27 protein-coding genes are annotated in these 25253 nt (G+C 61.4%); 10 read left to right on the forward strand and 17 right to left on the reverse strand.

The features are described 5' to 3' along the window. The first annotated feature begins 26 nt into the window (after positions 1-26). A complete protein-coding gene (ybaK, locus tag BJQ17_RS10035) occupies positions 27-497 on the forward strand; it encodes a Cys-tRNA(Pro) deacylase (RefSeq protein ID WP_003254957.1) in 471 nt (156 codons plus the stop codon). Positions 498-617: 120 nt separating this feature from the next. Here ybaK and BJQ17_RS10040 read toward each other — a convergent pair whose 3' ends face one another. Together BJQ17_RS10040 and argF are read right to left on the reverse strand one after the other, a co-directional pair. Continuing rightward, positions 618-1727, reverse strand: a complete 1110-nt coding sequence (locus tag BJQ17_RS10040; RefSeq protein WP_014755513.1) for an ABC transporter ATP-binding protein — start codon at positions 1725-1727, stop codon at positions 618-620. Further along, the gene (gene argF, locus BJQ17_RS10045; protein ID WP_003254953.1) at positions 1724-2644 is read right to left on the reverse strand and encodes an ornithine carbamoyltransferase; all 921 of its coding nucleotides are present in this window, start codon (positions 2642-2644) and stop codon (positions 1724-1726) included. Before argF ends, BJQ17_RS10040 begins: the two co-directional genes overlap by 4 nt. A gap of 374 nt (positions 2645-3018) precedes the next feature. Between argF and BJQ17_RS10050 the strand changes: the two genes are divergently transcribed. Then, complete coding sequence (locus BJQ17_RS10050) at positions 3019-5127, forward strand: molybdopterin-dependent oxidoreductase (RefSeq protein WP_070095978.1); 2109 nt, start codon at positions 3019-3021, stop codon at positions 5125-5127. A gap of 91 nt (positions 5128-5218) precedes the next feature. Continuing rightward, positions 5219-5554: a Grx4 family monothiol glutaredoxin gene (gene grxD / locus BJQ17_RS10055; RefSeq protein WP_003254949.1), complete on the forward strand. Its 336-nt coding sequence runs from the start codon at positions 5219-5221 to the stop codon at positions 5552-5554. A gap of 57 nt (positions 5555-5611) precedes the next feature. On the opposite strand, the gene bfr is transcribed toward grxD, so the two are convergent. Both bfr and BJQ17_RS10065 read right to left on the reverse strand, forming a co-directional pair. Beyond that, positions 5612-6085: a bacterioferritin gene (gene bfr, locus BJQ17_RS10060; protein ID WP_003254948.1), complete on the reverse strand. Its 474-nt coding sequence runs from the start codon at positions 6083-6085 to the stop codon at positions 5612-5614. A gap of 199 nt (positions 6086-6284) precedes the next feature. After that, a complete protein-coding gene (locus BJQ17_RS10065; RefSeq protein WP_003254947.1) occupies positions 6285-6503 on the reverse strand; it encodes a bacterioferritin-associated ferredoxin in 219 nt (72 codons plus the stop codon). Positions 6504-6727: 224 nt separating this feature from the next. Between BJQ17_RS10065 and BJQ17_RS10075 the strand changes: the two genes are divergently transcribed. Further along, complete coding sequence (locus tag BJQ17_RS10075; RefSeq protein ID WP_003254945.1) at positions 6728-7330, forward strand: peroxiredoxin; 603 nt, start codon at positions 6728-6730, stop codon at positions 7328-7330. Between the two features lie 97 nt (positions 7331-7427). On the opposite strand, the gene rnt is transcribed toward BJQ17_RS10075, so the two are convergent. Together rnt and pyrC are read right to left on the reverse strand one after the other, a co-directional pair. Next, positions 7428-8039: a ribonuclease T gene (rnt, locus tag BJQ17_RS10080; protein WP_010952252.1), complete on the reverse strand. Its 612-nt coding sequence runs from the start codon at positions 8037-8039 to the stop codon at positions 7428-7430. Between the two features lie 59 nt (positions 8040-8098). After that, positions 8099-9145, reverse strand: coding sequence for a dihydroorotase (pyrC, locus tag BJQ17_RS10085; RefSeq protein ID WP_003254943.1), 1047 nt, complete (start codon positions 9143-9145; stop codon positions 8099-8101). 130 nt (positions 9146-9275) lie between these two features. Between pyrC and BJQ17_RS10090 the strand changes: the two genes are divergently transcribed. Further along, entirely contained in the window at positions 9276-10217 is a 942-nt protein-coding gene (locus BJQ17_RS10090) for an OmpA family protein (protein WP_070095979.1), read from the forward strand. A gap of 448 nt (positions 10218-10665) precedes the next feature. Beyond that, complete coding sequence (locus tag BJQ17_RS10095; protein ID WP_003254941.1) at positions 10666-11883, forward strand: argininosuccinate synthase; 1218 nt, start codon at positions 10666-10668, stop codon at positions 11881-11883. Between the two features lie 67 nt (positions 11884-11950). Here BJQ17_RS10095 and BJQ17_RS10100 read toward each other — a convergent pair whose 3' ends face one another. Beyond that, complete coding sequence (locus tag BJQ17_RS10100) at positions 11951-12433, reverse strand: hypothetical protein (RefSeq protein WP_003254940.1); 483 nt, start codon at positions 12431-12433, stop codon at positions 11951-11953. Between the two features lie 368 nt (positions 12434-12801). Here BJQ17_RS10100 and BJQ17_RS10105 point away from each other — a divergent pair, with 368 nt between their 5' ends. Continuing rightward, entirely contained in the window at positions 12802-13425 is a 624-nt protein-coding gene (locus tag BJQ17_RS10105; protein WP_003254939.1) for a response regulator transcription factor, read from the forward strand. Positions 13426-13495: 70 nt separating this feature from the next. Here the strand turns inward: BJQ17_RS10105 and BJQ17_RS31615 are convergent, their stop codons facing one another. The 7 genes from BJQ17_RS31615 to metG form a co-directional block, all read right to left on the reverse strand. After that, positions 13496-13672, reverse strand: a complete 177-nt coding sequence (locus BJQ17_RS31615) for a PA3496 family putative envelope integrity protein (RefSeq protein WP_003254937.1) — start codon at positions 13670-13672, stop codon at positions 13496-13498. Between the two features lie 104 nt (positions 13673-13776). After that, a complete protein-coding gene (gene nth / locus BJQ17_RS10110) occupies positions 13777-14415 on the reverse strand; it encodes an endonuclease III (RefSeq protein WP_003254935.1) in 639 nt (212 codons plus the stop codon). A 4-nt stretch (positions 14416-14419) separates the two neighbouring features. Continuing rightward, the gene (locus BJQ17_RS10115; protein ID WP_003254934.1) at positions 14420-14944 is read right to left on the reverse strand and encodes an Rnf-Nqr domain containing protein; all 525 of its coding nucleotides are present in this window, start codon (positions 14942-14944) and stop codon (positions 14420-14422) included. Beyond that, complete coding sequence (locus BJQ17_RS10120) at positions 14937-15539, reverse strand: RnfABCDGE type electron transport complex subunit G (RefSeq protein WP_003254931.1); 603 nt, start codon at positions 15537-15539, stop codon at positions 14937-14939. Before BJQ17_RS10120 ends, BJQ17_RS10115 begins: the two co-directional genes overlap by 8 nt. Continuing rightward, entirely contained in the window at positions 15536-16507 is a 972-nt protein-coding gene (locus BJQ17_RS10125; protein WP_060546245.1) for an RnfABCDGE type electron transport complex subunit D, read from the reverse strand. The genes BJQ17_RS10120 and BJQ17_RS10125 overlap by 4 nt, the downstream gene beginning before the upstream one ends. Continuing rightward, positions 16504-17052: an Rnf-Nqr domain containing protein gene (locus BJQ17_RS10130; RefSeq protein ID WP_003254927.1), complete on the reverse strand. Its 549-nt coding sequence runs from the start codon at positions 17050-17052 to the stop codon at positions 16504-16506. Before BJQ17_RS10130 ends, BJQ17_RS10125 begins: the two co-directional genes overlap by 4 nt. Positions 17053-17158: 106 nt before the next feature. Further along, the gene (gene metG / locus BJQ17_RS10135) at positions 17159-19198 is read right to left on the reverse strand and encodes a methionine--tRNA ligase (protein WP_070095980.1); all 2040 of its coding nucleotides are present in this window, start codon (positions 19196-19198) and stop codon (positions 17159-17161) included. Positions 19199-19356: 158 nt separating this feature from the next. Between metG and apbC the strand changes: the two genes are divergently transcribed. After that, on the forward strand, positions 19357-20451 hold the full coding sequence (apbC, locus tag BJQ17_RS10140) for an iron-sulfur cluster carrier protein ApbC (protein ID WP_003254924.1): 1095 nt from the start codon (positions 19357-19359) through the stop codon (positions 20449-20451). 251 nt (positions 20452-20702) lie between these two features. On the opposite strand, the gene BJQ17_RS10145 is transcribed toward apbC, so the two are convergent. Next, on the reverse strand, positions 20703-20912 hold the full coding sequence (locus BJQ17_RS10145) for a cold-shock protein (RefSeq protein WP_003254922.1): 210 nt from the start codon (positions 20910-20912) through the stop codon (positions 20703-20705). A 327-nt stretch (positions 20913-21239) separates the two neighbouring features. On the opposite strand from BJQ17_RS10145, the gene dcd reads away from it, so the two are divergent. Further along, on the forward strand, positions 21240-21806 hold the full coding sequence (dcd, locus tag BJQ17_RS10150; protein WP_003254920.1) for a dCTP deaminase: 567 nt from the start codon (positions 21240-21242) through the stop codon (positions 21804-21806). Positions 21807-21900: 94 nt separating this feature from the next. After that, positions 21901-22128, forward strand: coding sequence for a hypothetical protein (locus BJQ17_RS10155; protein WP_003254918.1), 228 nt, complete (start codon positions 21901-21903; stop codon positions 22126-22128). Positions 22129-22134: 6 nt separating this feature from the next. Here the strand turns inward: BJQ17_RS10155 and pdeM are convergent, their stop codons facing one another. Both pdeM and BJQ17_RS10165 read right to left on the reverse strand, forming a co-directional pair. Next, positions 22135-22785, reverse strand: a complete 651-nt coding sequence (gene pdeM, locus BJQ17_RS10160) for a ligase-associated DNA damage response endonuclease PdeM (RefSeq protein ID WP_003254916.1) — start codon at positions 22783-22785, stop codon at positions 22135-22137. Next, positions 22782-25232, reverse strand: a complete 2451-nt coding sequence (locus BJQ17_RS10165; protein ID WP_003254914.1) for a ligase-associated DNA damage response DEXH box helicase — start codon at positions 25230-25232, stop codon at positions 22782-22784. Before BJQ17_RS10165 ends, pdeM begins: the two co-directional genes overlap by 4 nt. Positions 25233-25253: the final 21 nt, after the last annotated feature.

The raw sequence follows: 25253 nt of genomic DNA on the forward strand, positions 1-25253 counted from the left end.
GAGTCGTCCCTGACTGGAGCCCTTGCATGACCCCCGCCCTAGACTTGTTGAAGAAGCACCGTGCCGAGCATCGTGTGCACAGTTATGAACATGACCCGAAGTCGGCGTCGTATGGCCTGGAGGCGGCAGAAAAGCTCGGGCTCGACCCGCAACAGGTGTTCAAGACGTTGCTGGCAAGCAGCGAGAAAGGGGAATTGCTGGTAGCGGTTGTGCCTGTGGTGGGTACCCTGGACCTCAAGGCCCTGGCCCATGCTGCCGGCGTGAAGAAGTGCGAGATGGCCGACCCGGCGGCGGCGCAGCGGGCGACCGGTTACCTGGTGGGTGGCATCAGCCCGCTGGGGCAGAAGAAGCGCCTGCGGACCTTCATTGATGACTCGGCGCAGAATTTTGCAACTATCCATGTCAGCGCCGGCAGGCGTGGCCTGGAAGTGGAGTTGGCAGCGGCGGTGCTGGCGGAGTATACGCAGGGCACGTTTGCCGGGATCGGCAGAGGCTGAGATCCGGAGCCGCGCTGCAGCCCAATCGCGACACAAGGCCGCCCCACAGGAGTTCTCGATTTCCTGTGGGAGCGGCCTTGTGTCGCGATTGGGCCGCAGCGCGGCCCCAAGGGTCTGCAATCAGGTCGCGGAACTGTACCGACGCACGCCATTCTCCTGGCGCGGCAACTGCGCCGCTACGCTACCCGGCACCGGGAACAGCACCAGGTGATCGGCTTTCACCGCAATCCCCACATCTTCACCGACCTGAAGGTCGTTATGGCTAGGGAAGATCGCTTCCAGCTGGCTGCCAGTCGGCAGTTGCAGGCGGTACAGGGTCGATGCCCCCAGGAAGCTCTTGCCAACGATGTTCGCCTGTAGCCCGCTGCCCGGTGCATACACGATATCGTCGGGCCGCAGCAGTACATCCACCGAACTGCCCGGCGCCATGATGTAGGCGCGGTTACCGCGCAGCTCACCCACTTCGGTATTGACTGCCTCGTGGCTGCTCATTTGCCCACGGATGAAGTATCCCTGGCCGATGAAACTCGCCACGAATGGCGTCTGCGGTTCGTGGTAAAGGTTATAGGGCGTATCCCACTGTTCCAGGCGGCCTTCCTTGAAGACGCCAACCTGGTCGCTGACGGCAAAGGCTTCTTCCTGGTCATGGGTGACCAGAATGGCGCTGGTACCGCGGCTTTTGAGAATATCGCGAACCTCATGGCTCAGGCGCCGGCGCAGCTCCACGTCGAGGTTGGAGAATGGCTCGTCAAGCAGCAACAGTTGCGGCTCGGGCGCCAGCGCCCGGGCCAGGGCGACACGTTGCTGCTGGCCGCCAGACAGCTCATGCGGGTAACGCCCGCCCAGCCCGCCGAGTTTGACCAGCTCCAGCATCTCTTCGATGACGGCGGCCTGGCGTGGGTGTTTGGCGATACCAAAGGCAATGTTCTGCGCCACGGTCAGGTGCGGGAACAGCGCGTAGTCCTGAAATACCATGCCGATGCGGCGCTTTTCCGGAGCCAGGGTGAAGCCAGCCCGGGAAATGACCTCACCGGCCAGGTGGATTTCACCTTCGTGCACCGGCTCGAAACCGGCGATGGCACGCAGGGTGGTGGTCTTGCCACAACCGGATGAACCCAGCAGGCAACCGATGTCGCCTGCGTTCAGGTGCAGGTTGAGGTTCTGGACGATGCGCTGGTCGCCATAGCCGCAGGCGAGGTTGCGCAGGTTGAGCAGTAGGGGTTGACTCATGCGTGGTGGTAAGCCGGTTCTACAAGGAATTCGAGAAGCGCCTTCTGTGCATGCAGGCGGTTTTCAGCCTCGTCCCAGGCGACCGAACGTGGGTCGTCGAGCAGGTCCTGGCTGATTTCCTCGCCACGGTGGGCGGGCAGGCAGTGCATGAAGAGGACATCGGGTGCAGCCAGGTCGAGCAGTTCGCGGGTGACCTGGTAAGGCGCGAAATGCGCCAGGCGCCGTGCAGTTTCCTCCTCCTGACCCATGGAAGTCCAGACATCGGTGACCACCAGGTGTGCATCACGCACAGCTTCCCTAGCATCCCGGATGATCTGCACGCGGTCACCGCCCAGTGCCATGAAGCGTTGATCCGGCTCATAGCCTTCGGGGCAGGCGATGCGCAGCTGGAAATCGAACTGCCTGGCGGCTTCGATATAGGAGTTGCACATGTTGAAGCCATCGCCGATCCAGGTCACGGTCTTGCCCTGAATCGAGCCGCGGTGTTCAACGAAGGTCTGCATGTCGGCCAGCAGTTGGCACGGGTGCGATTCGTCGGACAGGCCGTTGATCACGGGCACACGCGACTTGGCGGCGAACTCGGTCAGGGTGCTGTGGGCGTGGGTCCGGATCATCACCACATCAACCATGCTCGACAGCACGATGGCGCTGTCACCAATCGGCTCGCCGCGGCCCAGCTGGGTGTCGCGGGGCGACAGGAAGATGGCCTGGCCGCCGAGCTGGATCATGCCGGCCTCGAACGACACGCGGGTACGGGTCGAGGACTTTTCGAAGATCATGCCCAACACACGGTTCTTCAGCGGTTCGAACAGCACGCCTCGCTTGCGCAGGTCCTTCAGCTCGATGCCGCGGCGGATCACCCCGAGCAATTCGTCGGTGGTGAAGTCCAGCAGGGAGAGAAAGTGCCTAGCGCTCATGAGTGACTACCTTATCTGCAACGGTATGCAGGTCGACCGTATGGTTTTTTTGACAACGGGGGTGACCTGCGGCGTAAGCCGCACGGGGCGGACGAAATAGGGAAAGGCGCAATACTATAAGTAAATGTCGCCTGAAGCCAAGGGGGGAAAAGCGGGGTGATCGCAAAGGGTATTGCAAAGGGTGTCTTTACCCGTTGGCCCGTGCTGTTCTTTATTTGCTACAGACGGTTGTACACGGCTTGCTGGCAATTTGGCAAATGGCTGTCGTAAATCGTGCGCCTGATGTCGGTGGATTCACGCGGCGAAGCGCACTGGCCGCGGGGCGGGGGGCGGGCGCATAGTCACTGTTCGACAACAACAAGGCAGAGGCGGCCATGACCAAGACCCTGCATCACCGTGCCTGTCACCTGTGCGAAGCGATCTGCGGGCTCAACATCGAAGTCAGCCATGAGGAAGACGGGCGGGCCCTGATCAGCTCGATCAAGGGCGACCCCATGGACCCGTTCAGCCGTGGCCATGTCTGCCCCAAGGCTGTGGCGTTGCAGGACATTCAGAACGACCCGGATCGCCTGCGCCAGCCCCACAAGCGGGTCGGCGAGCATTGGCAGGCCATTGGCTGGGATGAGGCTTTCGCACTGGCAGCCGAAAAAGTGTGGGCGGTCCAGCAAGCCCATGGGCGCAATGCCGTGGCGGTCTACCAAGGCAACCCGAGCGTGCACAATTACGGCTTGATGACCCACAGCAACTACTTTCTGGGCCTGCTCAAGACCCGTAACCGTTTCTCAGCCACTTCAGTGGACCAGTTGCCCCAACACCTGGTCAGCCACTTGATGTATGGGCATGGGCTGCTGCTGCCGATTCCGGACATCGACCACACGGGGTTCATGCTGATTCTTGGCGGCAACCCGCTGGCCTCCAATGGCAGCATCATGACTGTTCCGGACGTGGAGAAGCGCCTGAAGGCCCTGCGGGCGCGTGGTGGGCGCCTGGTGGTGGTTGACCCGCGGCGTAGCGAAACGGCGGCAATGGCTGACAGCCATTTGTTCATACGCCCCGGTGGTGATGCAGCCCTGTTGTGCGGCTTGCTCAACACATTGTTCGAAGAAGGCCTGGCACGGGGCTCGCACTTGCCGGTCAACGGCCTGCAGCAGGTGCGCGAGGCCATTGCGCCGTTCAGTGCCGAGGCCGTGAGCGCCCAATGTGGTATTGCTGCAGCGGATATTCGCCAGCTGGCACGCGACTTCGCCGCTGCCGGACAGGCCGTGTGCTACGGCCGCATGGGCGTCTCGACCCAAGCATTCGGTACCCTTTGCCACTGGCTGGTGCAACTTGTGAACCTGGTGACCGGCAACCTCGACCGCACAGGCGGCGCGTTGTGCACGGAGCCTGCCGTCGACCTGGTGGCAACCACCTCGGGCGGCCATTTCAACGCCTGGCAGAGCCGTGTGTCGGGTTTGCCCGAGTACGGCGGCGAGCTGCCGGTGGCTGTCCTGGCCGAGGAAATGCAAACACCGGGCGAAGGGCAGGTGCGCGCCCTGGTGACCGTTGCCGGTAACCCTGTGTTGTCCACGCCTAACGGCCGCCAGTTGGATACGGCGCTGGAGGGGCTGGAGTTCATGCTCAGTATCGATCTCTACATCAACGAAACCACCCGCCATGCCGACTTGATCCTGCCCTCCACCTCAGCGCTGGAGAACGACCATTACGACAGCACCTTCAACTTGCTGGCAGTGCGCAATGTCACGCGCTTCAACCGGGCGATCCTGGCCAAGCCGGAGGGGGCACTGCATGACTGGGAGATCTTCGTCGGCCTGGCCCAGGCGTTTGCCAAGCGTGCCGAGTTGGCGTTGAAGCCGACCTGGTCGCCTGCGCAGATGATTGACCAAGCCCTGCGCAAAGGGCGCTATGGTGAAGCAACGCCTTGGCAGCTCTCCCTGGCAACACTGGACGATCACCCGCACGGGCTTGACCTGGGGCCGTTACGCAGCAACCTCGCTGGACGCTTGACGACCGTCAGCAAGGCTGTCGAAGCAGCTCCTCAGGTCTTGCTGGACGACTTGCACCGCCTGGCGCAAATGACGCCCCCAGTGCCGGGCGAGCTGCTGCTGATCGGGCGCCGCCATGTGCGCAGCAACAACTCGTGGATGCACAACTTCCATCGCCTGGTGAAAGGCAAGCCACGGCATCAGTTGTTGATGCACCCGCAAGATTTACAGCAGCGGCAACTGCAGGATGGCCAGCGCGTGCGCATCCGTTCGCGTACTGGCTCACTGGAGGTCGAGGTGCAGGCCTGCGAGGACATGATGCCCGGTGTGGTCAGCTTGCCCCATGGTTATGGTCATGGTCGTCACGGCGTGCACCTGCAGATCGCCCAGGCGCAACCCGGCGTGAGTGCCAATGACCTGACCGATGAGCGCTTTCGGGACCAGGTTTCCGGGAACGCTGCGCTCAATGGCGTACCCGTGCAGGTCGAGGCCGCTTGAGGAACGGCAAGGCCGAGCACGGCGCTCGGCTTTCCGATACAATGCGACACCGTGCCGACGACTGTGTCGGATAGTTCAGCCGAGGTGCTACATGGATATCATCGAAACGATCAAAGAGCAGATTGCCAACAACACCATTCTGCTTTACATGAAAGGCTCGCCGAATGCCCCGCAGTGCGGCTTCTCTGCGCGTGCATCGCAGGCCGTGATGGGTTGTGGCGAAAAGTTCGCCTACGTCGACATCCTGCAGAACCCGGAAATTCGCGCCAACCTGCCAAAATACGCCAACTGGCCGACCTTCCCGCAACTGTGGGTAGCCGGTGAGCTGGTTGGCGGCAGCGACATCATGCTGGAAATGTTCGAGAAGGGTGAGCTGCAAACCCTGATCAAGGAAGCGGCTGCCAAGGCCAAGGCTTCTGAAGCCTGATCTTCCGGCAAGCATAAAAAAACCCGCGATCAGCGGGTTTTTTTATGGGGCGAATAGTTACTCTTCGCCCATCTGCGACTGCAGGTAGTTCTCGATACCGATCTTGTCGATCAGCCCCAGTTGGGTTTCCAGCCAGTCGATGTGTTCTTCCTCGGACTCGAGGATATCTTCGAGCACGTCACGCGAGCCGAAGTCGCCAGCGGTTTCACAATGGGCGATGGCGGCCTTCAGGTCGACCAGGCCTTGCTGTTCAATCTTCAGGTCACACTCGAGCATTTCCTTGGTGTGCTCGCCGATCAGCAGTTTGCCCAGGTCCTGAACGTTAGGAATACCTTCGAGGAACAAAATACGCTTGATCAGTTTGTCAGCGTGCTTCATTTCATCGATGGATTCTTTGTACTCGTGCTTGCCGAGTTTGTTCAGCCCCCAATCTTCGTACATGCGTGCGTGCAGGAAGTACTGGTTGATCGCGACCAGCTCGTTTCCGAGGATCTTGTTGAGATGCTGGATGACGCTTACGTCGCCTTTCATGTCGGGTTCCTGCCCTGTAGAAGTGTGTCAATCCACTGAAGTTTGAGCCCGATACTTAGGTGTGTCAAACCTAAGTTCTTGAATACTAAGTGAAAATTAATAGGAATAAGAATGTTTGTGAACCGCGTTGCAACGCTAACTTGTTGAATTGCGGGCATAAAAAAACCGGACACCAGGTCCGGTTCTTGAAATTCTGCGTTCAGGCAGCGGTAAATTCGACGGGGTAGGGCAAGGCCGCCTGGCTGACCTGAAGCTCGGTCAGGGTCTCGCGGACCACCTGCTTGGCCACGCAGGCGCATTTCCCACACTGGCTGGCGACATTGGTGGCGGCTCGCACTTCCTTGTAACTGCAGCATCCTTCATAGATCGCATCGCGGATCTGTCCGTCGGTAACGCCGACACAAAGACACACATACATAAGGGCTGACCATCGCTGGTTGGGTCGATGGGTTGGAGCTTAATGTTAATGAGAATGCTTGTCAAAGATCTTTCTGAGGGTGCTGTGCTTGAGCGACCGGTGGTCGCTTTGTCGACGGAGTCGGCCTGTCATGAGAAGCCGTGTATGATGGTCGGCCTTTGTTGGATGTCGGGCAAGCCCGTCTGGCCCGGCAAACGGTTTTTCACCCTCATCAGGAGATTACAATGAGCGTACTCGTTGGTAAGAAAGCCCCCGATTTCACCGTTCCGGCCGTGCTGGGCAATGGCGAGATCGTCGATAGCTTCAACCTGGCCTCGGCCATCAAGGGCAAGTACGGCCTGGTGTTCTTCTACCCGCTGGACTTCACCTTCGTCTGCCCGTCCGAGCTGATCGCCCTGGACAACCGCATCCCTGACTTCCAGGCGCGCAACGTGGAAGTGATCGGCGTGTCGATCGACTCGCACTTCACCCACAACGCCTGGCGTAACACCCCGGTCAACAACGGCGGCATCGGTCAGGTGAAGTACACCCTGGCTGCCGACATGACCCACGAAATCTGCAAAGCCTACGACGTCGAGTCCGAAGGCGGCGTGGCCTTCCGTGGTGCCTTCCTGATCGATACCAACGGTGTTGTCCGTTCGCAGATCGTCAACGACCTGCCACTGGGCCGTAACATGGACGAGCTGCTGCGTCTGGTCGACGCTCTGCAGTTCCACGAAGAGCACGGCGAAGTGTGCCCTGCCAACTGGAAAAAAGGCGACAAGGGCATGAACGCTTCGCCTGAAGGCGTTGCTGCCTACCTGAGCGAGAACGCTGGCAAGCTGTAATTGCTGCGTGCATGAAAAAACCGGCCTTCGTGGCCGGTTTTTTTATGCCTCACTGTGCAGGTCTCTTACGGACGCGCTCGCGAATGCTTTTGGCAGATCAATCGTTGAAATCGCGCCAGCCGCCCATTTCTTTCCAGCGGTTGACGATGCCGCAGAACAGCTCAGCGGTTTTCTCGGTGTCATAACGTGCCGAGTGCGCCTCACGCCCGTCGAAATCGATGTCAGCGCTCTGGCAGGCTCGTGCCAGCACGGTCTGGCCATACGCCAGGCCCGCCAGGGTGGCGGTGTCGAAGCTGGAGAACGGGTGGAACGGGTTGCGCTTCAGGTCATTGCGCGCCACTGCTGCATTGAGGAAACCCAGGTCGAAGCTGCTGTTGTGGCCGACCAGAATCGCCCGCTTGCAGCCGTTGGCCTTGAGTGCCTTGCGCACGCCGCGGAAGATGTCGGTCATCGCGCTTTCCTCGCTGACCGCCATGCGCAGCGGGTGGTCCAGCTTGATCCCGGTGAACTCAAGTGCGGCCGGCTCGATGTTGGCGCCCTCGAACGGCTCCACGCGGTGGAAGTAGGTATGTTCGGGGAACAGGAAGCCTTTCTCGTCCATGCCGATGGTGACGGCGGCAATTTCCAGCAATGCATCGGTAGCGCTGTTGAAACCACCGGTTTCAACATCCACCACGACCGGCAGATAGCCGCGGAAGCGCTCGGCCATCGGATGGCGAGGACCGCTGCTGCCTTGGGTGTCCAGGTCGTCTTCGTAAAGGTCTTCGCTCACGCGTTTTTCTCCAGCAGGCGCCAGCGCAGTTTTTCGCCAGCGCGCAGCGGGACTACGGTTTGCTCGCCAAATGGCAGGCTTTCCGGAGCGGTCCATTCTTCGCGGACCAGGGTAATGGTGTCGGTGTTCGCCGGCAGGCCATAGAAGGCCGGGCCGTGCAGGCTGGCGAAGCCTTCCAGCTTGTCCAGCGCGTTACGCTGCTCGAACGCTTCGGCGTACATCTCGATGGCCGCATAGGCGGTGTAGCAACCCGCGCAACCGCAGGCTGCTTCCTTGGCGTGACGGGCATGAGGTGCCGAGTCGGTGCCGAGGAAGAACTTCGGATTGCCGCTGGTGGCTGCGTCCAGCAAGGCCACCTGGTGGGTGTTGCGCTTGAGGATCGGCAGGCAGTAGAAGTGCGGGCGAATGCCGCCGACCAGCATGTGGTTGCGGTTGTACAGCAGGTGCTGGGCGGTGATGGTCGCACCCACGTTGGCCGGGGCCTCGGTGACGAACTGCGCGGCATCGCTGGTGGTGATGTGTTCGAACACCACTTTCAGCGTCGGGAAGCGCTCGACCACACGGCGCATGTGCTCGTCGATGAAGCGCTTCTCGCGGTCGAACACGTCGATCTCGCTGCGGGTCACTTCGCCATGCACCAGCAGCGGCATGCCCACTTCCGCCATTGCCTCTATGGCCGGGAAGATGTTGTCGATGCTGGTCACGCCGGAATCGGAGTTGGTGGTGGCGCCGGCCGGGTACAACTTGGCGGCGTACACGAAACCGCTGGCCTTGGCCGCGCGGATGTCCTCGGGGCTGATGTTGTCGGTGAGGTACAGCACCATCAGCGGCTCGAAGCGGCTGCCAGCCGGGCGGGCAGCCAGAATGCGCTCACGGTAGGCGCCGGCCTCGGTGGCATTGCGCACCGGCGGCACGAGGTTGGGCATGATGATGGCACGGGCGAAGGTACGCGCCACGTCGCCAACGGTGTGGGGCAGGACGGCACCATCGCGCAGATGGATGTGCCAGTCGTCGGGGCGCAGGAGGGTCAGGCGATCGGACATTGGGGATTCCAGGCGGGTCGAACTCAAGCCCCAATCCTACCGGAAAACCCCGGGGCGAGCACGGCTATCAAGTTTTCCGGACAGCGTCCGATAGCCTGCAGGTAAGCCGTCAGAATTTGTGGAGCCGCCCGTGCGCCAGCGTTACCTAGCCCTGTTGACCCTGTTCGCCAGCCTGCCGGCCGGCGCACTGACTTTCCAGACGCGCATGGAGAACATTGCCTGGAAGGTCGAGGGTGACCAGTTCGAGTGCCGTCTGAGCCAGCCGATCGAAGGTTTCGGCAGCGGTACGTTCGTGCGTCGGGCAGGCGAGCAGCCGGTGTTTCAGCTGCGGTCGGACAGCAACGCACTGGGTGCCGGCACCGCCAGCCTGCTGGCTGCGGCAGCGCCGTGGCAACCTGGGCGTGGCGATATCAACCTGGGCAATGTGCGTATGGCCCGCAGTGGCGTGCTGTTCAGCTCCTCCCAAGGGCAGGCCAGCCGGCTGATCAACGGCTTGCTCGACGGGCGTAGCACCGTCGTGCGCAACTACACCGGTGAGGCGGGCAGGCCGATGGAAGTGCGTGTGCTGCCGGTCAGCTTCGCCAAAGCCTACAATGACTATCAGGTCTGTGCTGGCAAGCTGTTGCCGATGAACTACGACCAGGTGCGCCAGACCCAGGTGGGTTTCCCCGGGGGCGGTATCGAGCTGGATGCAGCAGCCAAGGCGCGGCTGGACGTGATCCTCGATTACATGAAAGCCGACCCGACGGTGAATCATGTCGAGCTCAATGGGCATTCCGACAACAGTGGCAACCGCCTGGCCAACCGCGACCTGTCACGCCGCCGTGCATTGGCCGTTGCCGATTACTTCAAGGCTAACGGTGTGCCGGAGGAGCAGATCACTGTGCGCTTCCATGGCGAACGTTATCCGCTCGCGAAGAACAACAGTGCGTCGAATCGGGCGCGTAATCGGCGGGTGAATATCGAGCTGGATCGGGTAGCGGTGGTTGAGAAACCGGTGGAAAAGCCGGTTGAGCAAGCGGCGCCGGTTGTTGCACCTGCCTCGGGCGTCCCGGGGGCGAAGGCGCCCTGATATCTGGTCGGTGCATGTCATGGGCTCGCATCAAGGCCACCAGGGGTTCGTCACAACATTTTCAGCGCCTGTGAGATCGAGCGCCGCCCGCGCGGCGCTCGATCTCGCAGGCGCAGAATGTGTCGAGGCGGACACCTGGCGGCGCTCGGTCTCACAGGCGCAGAATGTGTCGAGGCGGACACCTGGCGGCGCTCGGTCTCACAGGTGCAGAATGTGTCGAGGCGGACACCTGGCGGCGCTCGATCTCACAGGCGCTGAACTCCTCAAGGCATGCACGCTGCGGCTCGACGCCCCTCCATGGTCCTCATGCCACATCCCGCAACCGACCGCCCGTCGCCCCTACGAAAGTTCCTGTCGCTTTGTCGTCAGAAGCTGTCGCCCCACTGTAAATTTATCCGCAACGCCGGTAGAATCGGTCCCTTTCCGTACAACCCCGTGGAGTGATGGCATGGCGGACGTAAAAAAGGTCGTACTGGCGTATTCCGGCGGCCTTGATACTTCGGTGATTCTCAAGTGGCTGCAGGATACCTACAACTGCGAAGTGGTGACCTTCACCGCTGACCTGGGGCAGGGCGAAGAGGTCGAACCGGCCCGTGCCAAGGCCCAGGCAATGGGCGTTAAAGAGATCTACATCGACGACCTGCGCGAAGAATTCGTGCGTGATTTCGTGTTCCCGATGTTCCGCGCCAACACCGTCTACGAAGGCGAGTACCTGCTGGGTACTTCCATCGCCCGTCCGCTGATCGCCAAGCGTCTGATCGAAATCGCCAACGAAACCGGCGCTGACGCCATTTCCCATGGCGCCACCGGTAAGGGTAACGACCAGGTGCGCTTCGAGCTGGGTGCCTATGCCCTGAAGCCAGGCGTCAAGGTCATCGCCCCATGGCGTGAGTGGGACCTGCTGTCCCGCGAAAAGCTGATGGACTACGCCGAGAAGCACGGCATCCCGATCGAGCGCCACGGCAAGAAGAAGTCGCCGTACTCGATGGACGCCAACCTGCTGCACATCTCCTACGAAGGCGGTGTCCTGGAAGATACCTGGACCGAGCACGAAGAAGACATGTGGCGCTGGAGTGTCTCGCCTGAGAACGCCCCGGACCAGGCTACCTACATCGAGCTGACCTACCGCAATGGTGACATCGTTGCCATCGACGGCGTCGAGAAATCCCCGGCCACCGTCCTGGCAGACCTGAACCGTATCGGTGGTGCCAACGGCATCGGCCGTCTGGACATCGTCGAAAACCGTTACGTCGGCATGAAGTCGCGCGGTTGCTACGAAACGCCTGGCGGTACCATCATGCTCAAGGCACACCGTGCCATCGAGTCGATCACCCTGGACCGCGAAGTCGCTCACCTGAAAGATGAGCTGATGCCAAAGTATGCCAGCCTGATCTACACCGGCTACTGGTGGAGCCCGGAGCGTCTGATGCTGCAGCAGATGATCGATGCTTCGCAGGTCAACGTGAATGGTGTAGTGCGCCTGAAACTGTACAAGGGCAATGTGACCGTGGTTGGCCGCAAGTCGGACGATTCGCTGTTCGATGCCAACATCGCCACCTTTGAAGAAGATGGTGGTGCCTACAACCAGGCAGATGCTGCTGGCTTCATCAAGCTCAATGCACTGCGTATGCGCATTGCCGCCAACAAGGGCCGTTCGCTGCTCTGATTGCTGGTGTGTGCGAAAACCCCGGCTCAGTCCGGGGTTTTTTTATGCCCGCGCAAAGGTGGGTCGTTCAACTTCGATGGCTCGCATCATCGCCCTCAAGTGCGCTGATCGAAAGCTGCGCACATTGACGTCTGTCCAGATTACAAAAGCGCCAGACTCGCGTTGGCTCGGGCGGTTGGGCAAGTGCGTGCAAGAGTTGCTGCTCCATCATGCGATAGGCGTCTGGGCCGGAGAACATGAACGTGACAGGCTCGCCCTGTACCGCCTCACGGGCATCATTGGAAATCGCGGGTGTGGCCACACTGTTCAGTGCTGGCGTGTTGGGCTGTGCTGTGCTGTCGGGTAGCGGGTTGTAGAACGACTTGTAATTGAAGTTGAGCGTCAGAAAGAACAGTGCCGTCAGAAAGAATGGAAAGCCTACCAGGAACCAGGTGTAGAGCTTTTGGCTGGACTCGCCGAGAAATGGCAGTGTGGCAAGGGCGGAGGCTTCGATGATCCCCGCGAAGATGGCAATGATCGTCAGCGGGGCGACAGGTTGTGCTTGGGTCATATGGGCCGTCTCCAGCGGTTTTGTCCATCTTTACCTTACTGCTGTACTCAACTAAAGGCTGGATTGTTTCCCGGGGGAGGAATGATCGTCAGAGAACCTCGTTGTATGGCTTTTTCAACGTGTTTGAATCGGAAGTTTTCCTCTGCTCAAGATCAGTATTCAACTGGTACGTTTATGTCTGTGGGTGGTACCGTTTCTTTCGGTAATAAGTAATTTGTTTGTTACAACCCTAGTCATTATGTGTAGGAAGTTTCTGTAAGTTCTGTAGGCTTTTTCTGTCCATCGCTTTCGCTGGTAAATCGCCGCGCCAGCAAGCGTCCTGTCGGTTATCGTGGCGTGCCAAAGCAACAACAATGTATGGATATCGCATGAATAAAGTGCTTATCGTGGATGATCATCCGGTCATACGCCTGGCCGTACGCATGCTGATGGAGCGGCATGGGTATGACGTTGTGGCGGAGACTGACAATGGGGTAGCTGCGCTGCAGCTGACGCGGCAACACCTGCCGGATATTGTGGTGCTGGATATCGGTATCCCGAAGCTGGATGGCCTGGAGGTGATCGCCCGCATGGCGACATTCAGCCCGGGTAGCAAGGTACTGGTGCTGACGTCGCAGGCCCCCGGCAACTTTTCGATGCGCTGCATGCAGGCAGGGGCGGCGGGTTACGTGTGCAAGCAGCAGGAGCTTACCGAACTGCTCAGCGCTATCAAGGCTGTGTTGTCGGGTTACAGCTACTTCCCCAACCAGGCCTTGCATGCGTCACGTGGCAGGGGGGCGGGCAGCGAGACGGATATGGTGAATCGCCTGTCTGCGCGAGAAATGACGGTGCTGCAACAACTGGCGCGAGGGCGTTCGAACAAGGAGATTGCCGACAGCATGTACCTCAGTAACAAGACGGTCAGTACCTACAAGTCACGGCTGCTGCTCAAGCTCAATGCACGGTCATTGGTTGACCTGATCGAGCTGGCGCAACGGCAAGGTCTGAACTGATCGCCAAGCCTTGAAGCCTCCAGCCAGGAGGCTTTGCCAGGGCTATCGGTCCTTGACTACGGGACCCGCACTACAGGTCGTAATCGAAATCGGCCAACTGCTTTTGCAGGCGCCGTTCTTCCAGCATGTTGTCGATGGTGCGGCGTTTGCTCAGGTTGGTTTTTGCTGTTTCAACCTGTGGCTCCGCGTCATCGTCTGCGGCAACAAAATCATCATCGATCGACAGGTCGTCTTTATCGGTACTCATGAGTCGCTCCAAGCCAAGGGGCCATTGGCCGTCCTTATAACCAGAAAGCAGACGCTGGTAAAAAAGATTTTTTCAATCGACGTGAGTGGTTTTTGGCAATCGGCTCAATCGTCGGAGGTTTTGTGCTTGTACTCGCACAAATCTTCGATCCTGCAGCTGCCGCACCTTGGCTTGCGCGCCTGGCATACGTAGCGCCCGTGCAGGATCAGCCAGTGGTGGGCGTCGAGCAGGTAGTCCTTGGGTACAAACTTGACCAGTTTCTTTTCCACTTCCAGCACCGTTTTGCCTGGCGCGATGCCCGTGCGGTTACTCACCCGGAAAATATGAGTATCCACGGCCATGGCCGGTTGGCGAAACGCCGTGTTAAGCACCACATTGGCGGTTTTGCGGCCGACGCCGGGTAGCGCCTCCAACGCTTCGCGGGTTTGCGGTACCTGGCTGTCGTGGCGCTCGATCAGCAGCCGGCACGCTTCTATGACATTCTTGGCCTTGCTGTTGTAAAGCCCGATGGTCTTGATGTATTCGCTGAGGCCTTCAACGCCCAGGGCATAGATGGCCTCGGGGGTGTTGGCGACGGGGAACAGGCGGGCAGTGGCCTTGTTGACGCCGACGTCGGTGGATTGCGCGGACAGTGTCACGGCGACCAGCAGTTCAAACGGGGTCGTGTAGGCCAGTTCGGTCTTGGGGTCGGGGTTGTCTTCGTGCAGCCTGCGAAAAATCTCCAGGCGTTTGGCGGCATTCATGAAATCAGGGCTTTCCTTGACGATGTGGGTGGGCAGGGCCCGGAAGCAGGCGATTGTACAAGGCCAACAGCAGTCCCAGCAGCAGTAGCGCACCAGGGGCGAGGCTGGCCAGGTGCAGCTCGGCATGGTCAGCCAGCCATTGGCGGCTGGCGCCCAGCAGCAGGCAACTGGCAAAGACAGCGCCGAGGTGCGTTGCGAGCAGGCGCCAGCGGTGTTGGTCAGGCAACAGGTGGTCACTGGCCAGGCATTGCAGGCACAACAATGCGGGATAGTGGCCCAGGGCAATGGCCAGCGGTAGCAGCCAGGCCCGCATGGCCAACTGCAGGCAACTGGCCAAGGCTGCCAGCAGCAGCAGGCTAGCCAGTACATAGGCCCAGCTGGCCATGTGTTTACGCAGTGGCGCCAGCAACAGTTGGTGCAGGCACCCCATCACTACTGCGCACAGGCCGATGGCCGCGCCTTCAGCCAGCGTTCGGGTGGCACCCAGCAGTGGCGCCAGGCTCATGGCCAGCAGGCAGAACCTATTCATGGGTGGTGCCCTCCAGCAATACACTACGCTGCTCGTCGAAATAGCTCAGCGCATCCTGCAATGCGGCGATCACCGCTCGCGAGGTCACGGTTGCGCCGGCCAATTGGTCAAAGTCACCCTGGTCCCGCTTCAGTGCCCAGTGATCGCCCTGATCGCGGTTGTTGAACTGACTCAGCCAGTGCAATCGCGGATCTCCCAGGCGGTCGCCCAGCCCGGGGCTTTCCTGTTGTTCGACAACCTGGCTGCCGATCAGCCGGCCGTCCGTGGTGATGGCGACGCTCAGTACGATCGGCCCGGCATACCCCTGGGTCTGTGTGATCAGGATAATGGCGCTTGGCTTACCTGCCAAAGTGGCACGGTAAGCCGCCAGGATACGGCTGTTGGGCCGCTGTGCGGCGGGCCTTGGCAGCGGGCTTTCCAGCGGCTGGTTGTCATAGCTACCGTCGGGCAGCACGGCCAGCCGCTGGCGGCTTTGCAGCTGCTTTTCAGCGCCTGCGATGGCCGGACCGGTCCACTGCCGCCAGGCCAGGGTGGCAGACACTGCCAATACTCCAGTCAGCAGCAGCAGGCCCACATCCCGAACCCCGCGCTTCATCGGGCTGCCTGCTGACGCCGCACAGCCATACGATCGAGCGCCGGTGCCAAAAGGTTCATCAGCAGGACGGCGAACGCGGTGCCATCCGGGTAGCTGCCCCAGGTACGAATCAGGTAGATGAGCACCCCTGTCCCCACGCCGAAGCACAGCTTGGCCCAGTCGTCTCTGGGGCCGGACACTGGCTCGGTCGCAATGAAGAAGGCTGCCAGCATGGTCGAGCCGGAAAACAGGTGCAGCAAAGGCGAGCCATTGGAGTCCGACCCCGAACCGTTCCAGCCCAACAGGCTGAATACCACTAGCCCTGCCAGCAAACCTGCCGGCGCATGCCAACTGATCACCTTGCGTTGCATCAAGAACAGGCCGCCAAGCAGGAATGCCAGGTTGACCCATTCGCTGCCTGCCCCGCCAATGTTGCCAAAGCCTGGATGGCTGGCGAACAGCTCGTCGATGGTCAGGCTGCGGTTGTGGCGCAAGCCGTCGAGCAATGTCGGACGGGCCCAGGCATCGATCTGTTCGCCCCCAGCGAACACCTGCTGCACGCTGTCGAGCAGGCCTGGGGCCTGCCCAGGCCAATGGTTCATCTGCAACGGGAAGCTGAGCAGCACGAAGGCATAACCCACCATGGCCGGATTGAACAGATTTCGCCCGACCCCACCGTAGGCCTGCTTGCCGATACCGATCGCGACACTTGCCGCGATGACCGGCAGCCACCATGGCGCCAAGGTGGGCAGGGCGGCCGCCAGCAGCACGGCGGTCACCAGTGCGCTGCCGTCGTTTAGCGCCTGGCTAAGTGATTGGCTGCGCAGTGCCAGCAGCAATGCCTCGCACAGCAGCGCGGCGCTGGCGCACAGCAACAGGTTCAGCATCATGCCCCAGCCATGCAGCCAAAACAGCGCCAGCAGTCCAGGCGTGCAGGCGAGCAAGACCAGGCGCATGCTGGTGCGTAGGCGCGGATCGGGGCTGCTCATTGGCCAAACATTCCGTTGAAACCGGAAAACGCCATGGCCATTACCCCGGCGCCGATCAATTCGATGGGCAGGCCGCGCAGCGCGTTGGGAATATCCGCGTGGGCGCTGCGCTGGCGCAGGTCGGCGAACACCATCAGCGCCAGCCAGAAGCCGCCCCCGGTCAGCAAGCCTTGGAGCAGCATGGTTGGCCAGGTGCCGTCGTCGCTTGTCTGTTGCAGGGCCAGCCCAAGCACTGCTGCATTGCTCAACAGCAACGCTGGCAACCCCACTACAGGCCAGGCCGGGCGCCACTTGGCCAATAGCCACGGCAGGCCCCAGGCGAGCAAAGCCAGCCAGGGCAATAGCAGAAACAGGGCAAGATCGTGGATGTGCAACGGGGCAAGTACCGCGTGCACCAGCAACTGCGCGCCGATTACGCCCAGGGCGATGCACAGGGCGCAGGCCAGGCCGTGCACCTGCAGTTGCAGCCCGGAGAGTGGCTGTCGGAGCAGGCACAGGTGATTGATCAGTGCGGCGCTGATCAGGACCAGGATGTAGTCATTCATGAGATGACGATAGCCGGGAATCGGGCCGATTGTCCGGGTTTGGCATGAAGGGGCCTGCGTAATTGTGGGAGCGGGCAGGCCGCTCCCACAATGGCCCGCAGGGCGGTTACTTGATGCGCTGGCCTGGCTTGGCGCCGCTGTCCGGGCTCAGCAGGTAGATTTCTTCACCGCCAGGGCCGGCAGCCATGACCATGCCTTCGGACACGCCAAAGCGCATCTTCCGGGGTTTGAGGTTGGCTACCATCATGGTCAGGCGGCCTTCCAGCTTGGACGGGTCTGGGTAGGCTGACTTGATGCCGGAGAACACGTTGCGGCGCTCGTCACCAATGTCCAGGGTCAGTTGCAGCAACTTGTCGGCACCCGCCACGGCTTCAGCCTTGACGATCAGCGCCACACGCAGGTCGACGGCATTAAAGGTATCGAACTCGATCTCTGCCGACAGCGGGTCCTTGGCCAGCTCGCCATTGCCCGCCGGGGCCTTGGCTTCGGCAGCCAGCAGGTCTTCCTTGCTGGCAGCGACCATGGCTTCGACCTTGGCCGGCTCGATACGGCTCATCAAGGCCTTGAACGGGTTAAGCGCGTGGTTTTCCAGGCGTGTCAGGTGGTCGTTCCAGGTCAGCGGGGCCACGTTGAGGAAAGCCTCGGCGTCAGCGGCCAGCACCGGCAGTACCGGTTTGAGGAAGATCACCAGCTGGCGGAACAGGTTGATGCCTTGGGCGCAGATGGCCTGGACTTCATCCTGCTTGCCTTCCTGCTTGGCCAGTGACCACGGTGCCTTGTCGGCGATCCAGGCGTTGGCGCGGTCGGCCAGTGCCATGATTTCGCGCATGGCGCGGCCAAAATCACGGGCTTCATAGGCTTCGGCGATGGAAGGTGCGGCAGCCAGGAAGGCTTCGGTCAGCTCAGGCGCGGCATCACCGCTTACCATCACACCTTCGTTGCCCTTGTGGATGAAACCGGCGCAGCGGCTGGCAATGTTGACGACCTTACCGACCAGGTCGGAGTTGACCTTCTGCACGAAGTCTTCCAGGTTCAGGTCCAGGTCGTCGACGCCACGGCCCAGCTTGGCCGCATAGTAGTAACGCAGGTATTCCGGCTGCAGGTGATCCAGGTAGGTGCGGGCCTTGATGAAGGTACCGCGCGACTTGGACATCTTGGCGCCGTTGACCGTCAGGTAGCCGTGCACGTTGACCGCGGTCGGCTTGCGGAAGCCGGCGCCTTCGAGCATGGCAGGCCAGAACAGGGCGTGGAAGTTGACGATGTCCTTGCCGATGAAGTGGTACAGCTCGGCCTTGGAGCCTTCGTTCCAGAAGGCGTCGAAGTCCAGCTCCGGGCGGCGTGCGCAGAGGTTCTTGAAGCTGGCCATGTAGCCGATTGGCGCATCCAGCCATACGTAGAAGTATTTGCCAGGCTCACCCGGGATTTCGAAGCCGAAGTACGGCGCGTCGCGGGAGATGTCCCACTCCTGCAGGCCGGAGTCCAGCCATTCAGCCAGCTTGTTGGCTACCGCGTCCTGCAGGGTGCCGCTTCGGGTCCACTGCTGCAGCATGGCCTGGAAGTCTGGCAGCTTGAAGAAGAAGTGCTGGGAATCACGCAGTACCGGGGTGGCACCGGAGATCGCTGACTTGGGGTTCTTCAGCTCGGTGGGTGCGTAGGTGGCGCCGCATTTTTCGCAGTTGTCGCCGTACTGGTCTTCGGCCGCGCACTTCGGGCAGGTGCCCTTGATGAAGCGGTCGGCAAGGAACATGCCTTTTTCCGGGTCGAAGTACTGGGTCACCGAACGGGTGGCGATGTGCCCGGCTTCACGCAGGCGCGAGTAGATCAGGCTCGACAGCTCGCGGTTCTCTTCGCTATGAGTGGAGTGGAAATTGTCGAAGTCCACCAGGAAGTCGGCGAAATCGCTGCTGTGCTCGGCCTGGACGTTGGCGATCAGCTGTTCCGGGGTGATGCCTTCCTTTTCGGCACGCAGCATGATGGCCGAACCGTGGGCGTCGTCGGCGCAGACATAGATGCACTGGTTGCCGCGCAGCTTCTGGAAGCGCACCCACATGTCCGTCTGGATGTACTCCAGCATATGGCCGAGATGGATCGATCCATTGGCATAGGGCAGGGCGCTGGTGACGAGAATCTGGCGTGGCTCGGACATGGTGGCTCGGCTACTTATCTGGCTACGGGGTAAAAATGAGGGTGATCGGCCACTATAAAGGGCTGGCGAAGATATTTCACCCCGCAAGCGCATCTGCTGACGATTGACGGGTTAGGATAGGCGGCTGTTTTACATTCAGTTTGCCAATGGGAGTCTCCATGAGTGCCGTCACCCGTGCCGCCGTTGAAGGCGTGCTTCGCCAGTACACCGACCCCTACCTGAACCAGGACCCGGTCAGCGCCGGCTGCGTGCGCGCCATCGATATCCAGGGCGGGCAGGTCAGCGTGCAGTTGCAGTTGGGTTATGCCGCAGGGCTGTTCAAGAACGGCTGGGCCCAGGTGCTGCAGACCGCCATTGGCAGCCTCGAGGGAGTCACTGGCGCCCAGGTTTCGATCGATTGCGTGGTGGCTGCGCACAAGGCCCAGGCCCAGGTGCCAGCCATGGCCAACGTCAAGAACATCATCGCCGTGGCCTCGGGCAAGGGCGGTGTGGGCAAGTCGACCACCGCTGCCAACCTGGCCTTGGCCCTCGCCCGTGAAGGTGCGCGGGTAGGTATTCTCGATGCCGATATCTACGGCCCCAGTCAGGGGGTGATGTTCGGCATCGCCGAGGGTACCCGTCCACAGATTCGTGAGCAGAAGTGGTTCGTGCCGATCAAGGCCCACGGCGTGGAAGTCATGTCCATGGCCTTCCTCACCGACGACAACACGCCGATGGTATGGCGTGGCCCGATGGTCTCTGGCGCGCTGCTGCAACTGGTCACCCAGACCGCCTGGGATGACCTGGATTACCTGGTGATCGATATGCCGCCGGGTACCGGTGACATCCAGCTGACCCTGGCACAAAAGGTGCCGGTGGTCGGTTCGGTGATCGTCACCACGCCACAGGACCTGGCGCTGCTGGATGCCAAGAAGGGCGTGGAAATGTTCCGCAAGGTCAACATTCCGGTGCTGGGTGTGGTCGAGAACATGGCCGTGCATATCTGCTCGAATTGCGGCCATGCCGAACACCTGTTCGGTGAAGGTGGTGGCGAGAAGCTGGCCAGCCAGTATGGCGTCGACCTGCTGGCGTCGCTGCCGTTGTCGATGCTGATACGTGAGCAGGCCGACAGCGGCAAGCCGACGGCGATCGCCGAGCCGGAAAGCCAGATTGCCATGGTTTACCAGGAACTGGCCCGCCAGGTGGGCGCGCGGATCGTGCTGCAGGAAGCTGCGGCGCCGGCAATGCCCAGCATTACCATCAGCGAAGACTGACGCATTCCCTGTGGGGCAACTGTCTTGCTCAATTTCTAAAAGCTGGCGCGATCCCTGTGGGAGCGGCCTGGCGTCGCGAAAGGGCCGCGCAGCGGCCCCAGGATCTCGGCATAATGCTTAGATTGCTGGGGCCGCTTTGCGGCCCTTTCGCGACACAAGGCTCCACACACTTGCAATGCATGGCCTTCAGACAGGCATAAAAAAACCCGCCAGAAGGCGGGTTTTTTTGAAAGCTAGGAAGCTAGATCGACTTAGGCGATCTGAACTTCTTCAGCCTGCATGCCTTTCTGGCCGCGGGTAGCGACGAAAGTAACAGCCTGGCCTTCTTTCAGGGTTTTGAAGCCGTCAGCTTGGATGGCTTTGAAGTGCACGAACAGGTCATCGCCCGACTGAGGGGTGATGAAGCCGTAGCCTTTCTCATCGTTGAACCACTTAACAACACCGGATTGACGGTTGGACATTTTTCTGTCTCCTTGGACAATTTGATAACGGTCAGGAAAAACCCTGCCCGGGACTGAGCGCAAAGAGAGCAGAAAATTCAGCGATGGGCCGATCAGGATCGTGCATCAAACTAGAGATTCTCGGTGTCACGTGCAGCACAGTGGCAACACCTTACCCCACTTTCCGCAACCTGCCAATGGTCAGAAGACGCTTTAGGCAAATTCGGATCGGCGGCGGCTGCAGCCCCCACCCGGCGCGGGATGTGGGATGGAACTTTAACCTGGGCGCCGGGACCGGTAATATGCGCGTCACGATTTTCACCTCGCAACTCTTCAGGACACCCCGCCATGAGCATCAAATCGGACAAGTGGATTCGCCGCATGGCGCAGGAACACGGCATGATCGAGCCGTTCGTCGAGCGCCAGGTGCGCGGCGAGCAGGACAACCGCGTGATCTCCTTCGGCGTCTCCAGCTACGGATACGACGTACGCTGCGCCGACGAATTCAAGGTGTTCACCAACATCAACTCGGCCACCGTCGACCCGAAAAATTTCGATGCTGGCAGCTTCGTCGATATCAAGAGCGACGTGTGCATCATCCCGCCAAACTCTTTCGCCCTGGCGCGTACTGTCGAATATTTCCGCATTCCCCGTGACGTGCTGACCATTTGCCTGGGCAAGAGCACCTACGCCCGGTGCGGCATCATCGTCAACGTCACGCCGCTCGAGCCCGAGTGGGAAGGCCACGTGACGTTGGAGTTCTCCAACACCACCACGCTGCCGGCGAAGATCTACGCCAACGAAGGCGTGGCGCAGATGCTGTTCTTGCAGTCCGACGAAGAGTGCGAAGTGTCGTACAAGGACCGTGGCGGCAAATACCAGGGCCAGCGCGGCGTCACGCTGCCGCGTACCTGAGCCGACAAGCGCGGGGAATTACCCGCGCCTTTGGCACTCCAACGAAGTAACGCCGGTGTGCATGATGTACATCGGCTTTCGTCAGGAGCAGCCAATGAAACTCCATCCCGCAATCAGTGCCAAGCTGGCAGGCCTGCAGCCCAATCACGTAGGGTTGTTGCCCTGGTCACTGCTGGCGCACCCGCTGCCCATGCAAGCGGGGGGCGTGCCCCATCAACCTGACCCCGATACCCCGCAACCGCCGGAACCCGGTGAGACGCCTCCCATGGAGCCGGGTGAACCGACCTTGCCGGACGAGCCGCCTCCCGCCCCTGTCGCTTAAGCGTCGCTAAAGCGGCCAGACGCGGTCAGCGCCAACCAGGTACAGCCGGCTGGCGCTGGCGGGGGTGATTTCCCATCCTCCGGTGAACTCACCGAATGCAGGTAGCAGGCTGACTTGCTCATCGATCACGAAGCAAGGCAGGCGCAAGCGCTGACGGGCCTTGCCGCGCAGGACGAAGACGGGGTGTACGTGGCCCGCCAGTACCGGGTGTGTGTGGTGGGGCTGCGGCTCGTGCTGCAGGGCAAAGGGCTCCAGAACCCAAGGCTCGTCCACGACCTGAATATCGAGCGAGGCGGGTGGATCGCCGGCGTTGCGGTCATGATTGCCGCGTATCAGCACTATTTTCAGTTCATTGTGCCGCTTGCGCCAATCATCCACTTTGGCCAGCGTTGCCGGTGCACGGGCCGCGCGGGCATGCAGAAAGTCGCCCAGGATGATCAGTTGCTCACAGTCCTGTGCGGCCAGCAGGCGATCGAGCCTGGCGAGTGTCGCCTCAGTCGTTCCACGTGGCACCGGTTGATGCAGGGCGCGGTAGCTGGCGGCCTTTCCGATGTGCACGTCAGCCACCAGCAAGGCGCGGCGGGCGGGCCAGTAGATGGCTTTGTCGGCAAGCAGCCAGAGCGCCTGCCCCCGGTGTTCGATGGGTTGGTAATTCATCCCGCGTTCGCCGCTTGTTCCAGTTCCGCCACCATCCGCGCAATGCGGTCTGCCAGCTTCTCGGTGCTCAATGTCTCGCGCATGCCTTCCACCAACAAGGCAAACGCCAGTGGCCCTGGCCGCTCCAACGCCCGCAGGTCCAGTTGCAACTCACTCATTTTTAGCAGTTGCCGATGCAGCCGTTCGATTTCCAGCTCTTCGCTCAAGACTTCATCCCGCGCCTGGCCAAGCAGCAAATTCCCCGCGTCATGCTTGCGAAACACCTCATAGAACAGCCCGCTGGAGGCCTGGATTTGCCGCGTGCTCTTCTGCGCGGCGGGATAGCCACCAAACACCAGCCCGGCAATCTGGGCAATTTCGCGAAAGCGCCGCAGTGCCATTTCCCCGGCATTCAGGCTGGCCAGCACATCTTCCAGCAGGTCCGTGGTGCCGAGCGCTTGTGGCAAGTGCCTGGCCCAGTCCACCTGGGCAGGGCTGAGGAGTTCGAATCCGTAGTCATTGACGGCAATCGATACCGACAGTGGTTGTGCGCGGCTAACCCGCCAGGCAATCAGATTGGCCAAGCCCAGGTTGGCCATGCGCCCGGCAAAGGGATACAGGAACAGGTGCCAGCCCTGGCGGGATTTGAAGGTCTCGGCCAGCAGTGTGCCTGTGGTGGGTAAGGCTGACCACTGCGCCTGAAGCGCAAGCAGCGGGCGTACTGCCCGCATTTCCGGCCCGTCAAAGCGTTCATGGGCGGCAGCATCGAGCTGCTCGACCAGCGCCTCGGCCAGTTCGCTCGAGAGCGGCATGCGCCCGCCGTTCCAGCGCGCTACCGCAGCCTTTCGCGCCGTGCTGCGACGCACATAGGCCGTCATGTTTTCCACGCGCACCAGCTCCAGTACCCGCCCGGCAAATACCAGCGTATCGCCGGGGCGCAGGCGGGCGATGAACGCTTCTTCAACACTGCCCAGCGTTTTCCCGCCGCCGCCCTTGCTCCAGTATTTCAGTTGCAGGTTGGCATCGCTGACGATGGTCCCTATGCCCATGCGGTGGCGCCGTGCCAAGCGTTCGCTGGTAACCCGGTAAACACCGTCGGCCTGGCGCTCGACGCGCTGGTAGTCCGGGTAGGCGGTCAGTGAGCTGCCGCCGTGGCAGACGAAGTCCAGCGCCCATTGCCATTGGCTGTCGCGCAACTGGCGAAAGGCCCAGGTGCTGCGCACTTCGGCGAGCAGTTGCTCCGGGCGAAAACCGCTGCCCAAGGCCATGCTGACCAGATGCTGTACCAGCACGTCCATGCACAGGCGCGGTGAAAAGCGGGCTTCGATGTGGCCGGCTATCAGCGCCTGCCGGGCCGCCGCCGCTTCCACCAGTTCCAGGCTATGGGTGGGCACCAGGGTGACCCTGGAGCGCCGCCCAGGCGCGTGTCCTGAGCGACCCGCCCGCTGCATCAGGCGGGCGATGCCCTTGGCCGAGCCGATTTGCAGCACCCGTTCCACGGGCAGAAAGTCCACGCCCAGGTCCAGGCTGGATGTGCAGATCACCGCCTTGAGGCTGCCTTGCTTGAGGCTGCGCTCGACCCAGTCGCGGGTATCACGGGCCAGCGAGGCGTGGTGCAGGGCGATCAGCCCGGCCCAGTCCGGGCGGGCCTCAAGCAGGGCCTGATACCAGATTTCTGCCTGGGCACGGGTGTTGGTGAACACCAGGCTACTGGCACTGGCGTCGATCTCATGACTGACCTGGTCGAGCATCTTCAGGCCCATGTGTCCAGCCCAAGGGAAGCGCTCGATCGCTGCTGGCAGCAGGGTGTCGACTTGCAGTGCCTTGTCTTGCCGGCCTTGTACCAGCAGGCCGCCCTGGGGCAGCAAGACATCCCGTGCGTGTTGCAGGTTGCCGAGCGTTGCCGACAAGCCCCAGGTCGGTAGGCCTGGGTGCCAATGCCGCAGGCGCGCCAAGGCCAGCTGCAGTTGTACCCCGCGCTTGTTGCCAAGCAGCTCGTGCCATTCATCCACTACCACCAGTTGCAGCGTGGCGAAATCCTCATGTGCCTGTGCCCGGGTCAGCAGCAGGGTCAGGCTTTCGGGGGTGGTGATCAGCACACTGGGTAGCCGCCGGGCCTGTCGGGCGCGCTCGGCACTGTTGGTGTCGCCGCTGCGCACCCCTACGCTCCAAGGCAGCTGGAGCTCATCAAGCGGCGCTTGCAACGCACGTGCGGTGTCGGCGGCCAGGGCACGCATGGGCGTCACCCACACCACCTGTATGGGGGCCAACTGGCGGCTTTGGGGCCTGGGCTTGAACGCACGTAGTGCAGCGAGCCAGACCGCATAGGTCTTGCCGGCACCGGTACTGGCATGCAGCAAACCGGACTCGCCCCGTTCGACGGCAGCCCATACGCGCCGTTGGAAAGCGAAGGGCTTCCAGCCGCGCTTGGCAAACCAGGCATTGGCGAGGTCGGTAGCAGCAGGCATGAGGCAGGTGGCCCTCCGAAG

The organism is Pseudomonas sp. NBRC 111139 (assembly GCF_001753955.1).
Taxonomy (GTDB): Bacteria; Pseudomonadota; Gammaproteobacteria; order Pseudomonadales; family Pseudomonadaceae; genus Aquipseudomonas; species Aquipseudomonas alloputida.

Coding starts and splice junctions, on each gene's coding strand:
- ybaK (WP_003254957.1), top strand. CDS start 27: ATGACCCCCGCCCTAGACTTGTTGAAGAAGCACCGTGCCGAGCATCGT.
- BJQ17_RS10040 (WP_014755513.1), bottom strand. CDS start 1,727: ATGAGTCAACCCCTACTGCTCAACCTGCGCAACCTCGCCTGCGGCTAT.
- argF (WP_003254953.1), bottom strand. CDS start 2,644: ATGAGCGCTAGGCACTTTCTCTCCCTGCTGGACTTCACCACCGACGAA.
- BJQ17_RS10050 (WP_070095978.1), top strand. CDS start 3,019: ATGACCAAGACCCTGCATCACCGTGCCTGTCACCTGTGCGAAGCGATC.
- grxD (WP_003254949.1), top strand. CDS start 5,219: ATGGATATCATCGAAACGATCAAAGAGCAGATTGCCAACAACACCATT.
- bfr (WP_003254948.1), bottom strand. CDS start 6,085: ATGAAAGGCGACGTAAGCGTCATCCAGCATCTCAACAAGATCCTCGGA.
- BJQ17_RS10065 (WP_003254947.1), bottom strand. CDS start 6,503: ATGTATGTGTGTCTTTGTGTCGGCGTTACCGACGGACAGATCCGCGAT.
- BJQ17_RS10075 (WP_003254945.1), top strand. CDS start 6,728: ATGAGCGTACTCGTTGGTAAGAAAGCCCCCGATTTCACCGTTCCGGCC.
- rnt (WP_010952252.1), bottom strand. CDS start 8,039: ATGGCCGAGCGCTTCCGCGGCTATCTGCCGGTCGTGGTGGATGTTGAA.
- pyrC (WP_003254943.1), bottom strand. CDS start 9,145: ATGTCCGATCGCCTGACCCTCCTGCGCCCCGACGACTGGCACATCCAT.
- BJQ17_RS10095 (WP_003254941.1), top strand. CDS start 10,666: ATGGCGGACGTAAAAAAGGTCGTACTGGCGTATTCCGGCGGCCTTGAT.
- BJQ17_RS10100 (WP_003254940.1), bottom strand. CDS start 12,433: ATGACCCAAGCACAACCTGTCGCCCCGCTGACGATCATTGCCATCTTC.
- BJQ17_RS10105 (WP_003254939.1), top strand. CDS start 12,802: ATGAATAAAGTGCTTATCGTGGATGATCATCCGGTCATACGCCTGGCC.
- BJQ17_RS31615 (WP_003254937.1), bottom strand. CDS start 13,672: ATGAGTACCGATAAAGACGACCTGTCGATCGATGATGATTTTGTTGCC.
- nth (WP_003254935.1), bottom strand. CDS start 14,415: ATGAATGCCGCCAAACGCCTGGAGATTTTTCGCAGGCTGCACGAAGAC.
- BJQ17_RS10115 (WP_003254934.1), bottom strand. CDS start 14,944: ATGAATAGGTTCTGCCTGCTGGCCATGAGCCTGGCGCCACTGCTGGGT.
- BJQ17_RS10120 (WP_003254931.1), bottom strand. CDS start 15,539: ATGAAGCGCGGGGTTCGGGATGTGGGCCTGCTGCTGCTGACTGGAGTA.
- BJQ17_RS10125 (WP_060546245.1), bottom strand. CDS start 16,507: ATGAGCAGCCCCGATCCGCGCCTACGCACCAGCATGCGCCTGGTCTTG.
- BJQ17_RS10130 (WP_003254927.1), bottom strand. CDS start 17,052: ATGAATGACTACATCCTGGTCCTGATCAGCGCCGCACTGATCAATCAC.
- metG (WP_070095980.1), bottom strand. CDS start 19,198: ATGTCCGAGCCACGCCAGATTCTCGTCACCAGCGCCCTGCCCTATGCC.
- apbC (WP_003254924.1), top strand. CDS start 19,357: ATGAGTGCCGTCACCCGTGCCGCCGTTGAAGGCGTGCTTCGCCAGTAC.
- BJQ17_RS10145 (WP_003254922.1), bottom strand. CDS start 20,912: ATGTCCAACCGTCAATCCGGTGTTGTTAAGTGGTTCAACGATGAGAAA.
- dcd (WP_003254920.1), top strand. CDS start 21,240: ATGAGCATCAAATCGGACAAGTGGATTCGCCGCATGGCGCAGGAACAC.
- BJQ17_RS10155 (WP_003254918.1), top strand. CDS start 21,901: ATGAAACTCCATCCCGCAATCAGTGCCAAGCTGGCAGGCCTGCAGCCC.
- pdeM (WP_003254916.1), bottom strand. CDS start 22,785: ATGAATTACCAACCCATCGAACACCGGGGGCAGGCGCTCTGGCTGCTT.
- BJQ17_RS10165 (WP_003254914.1), bottom strand. CDS start 25,232: ATGCCTGCTGCTACCGACCTCGCCAATGCCTGGTTTGCCAAGCGCGGC.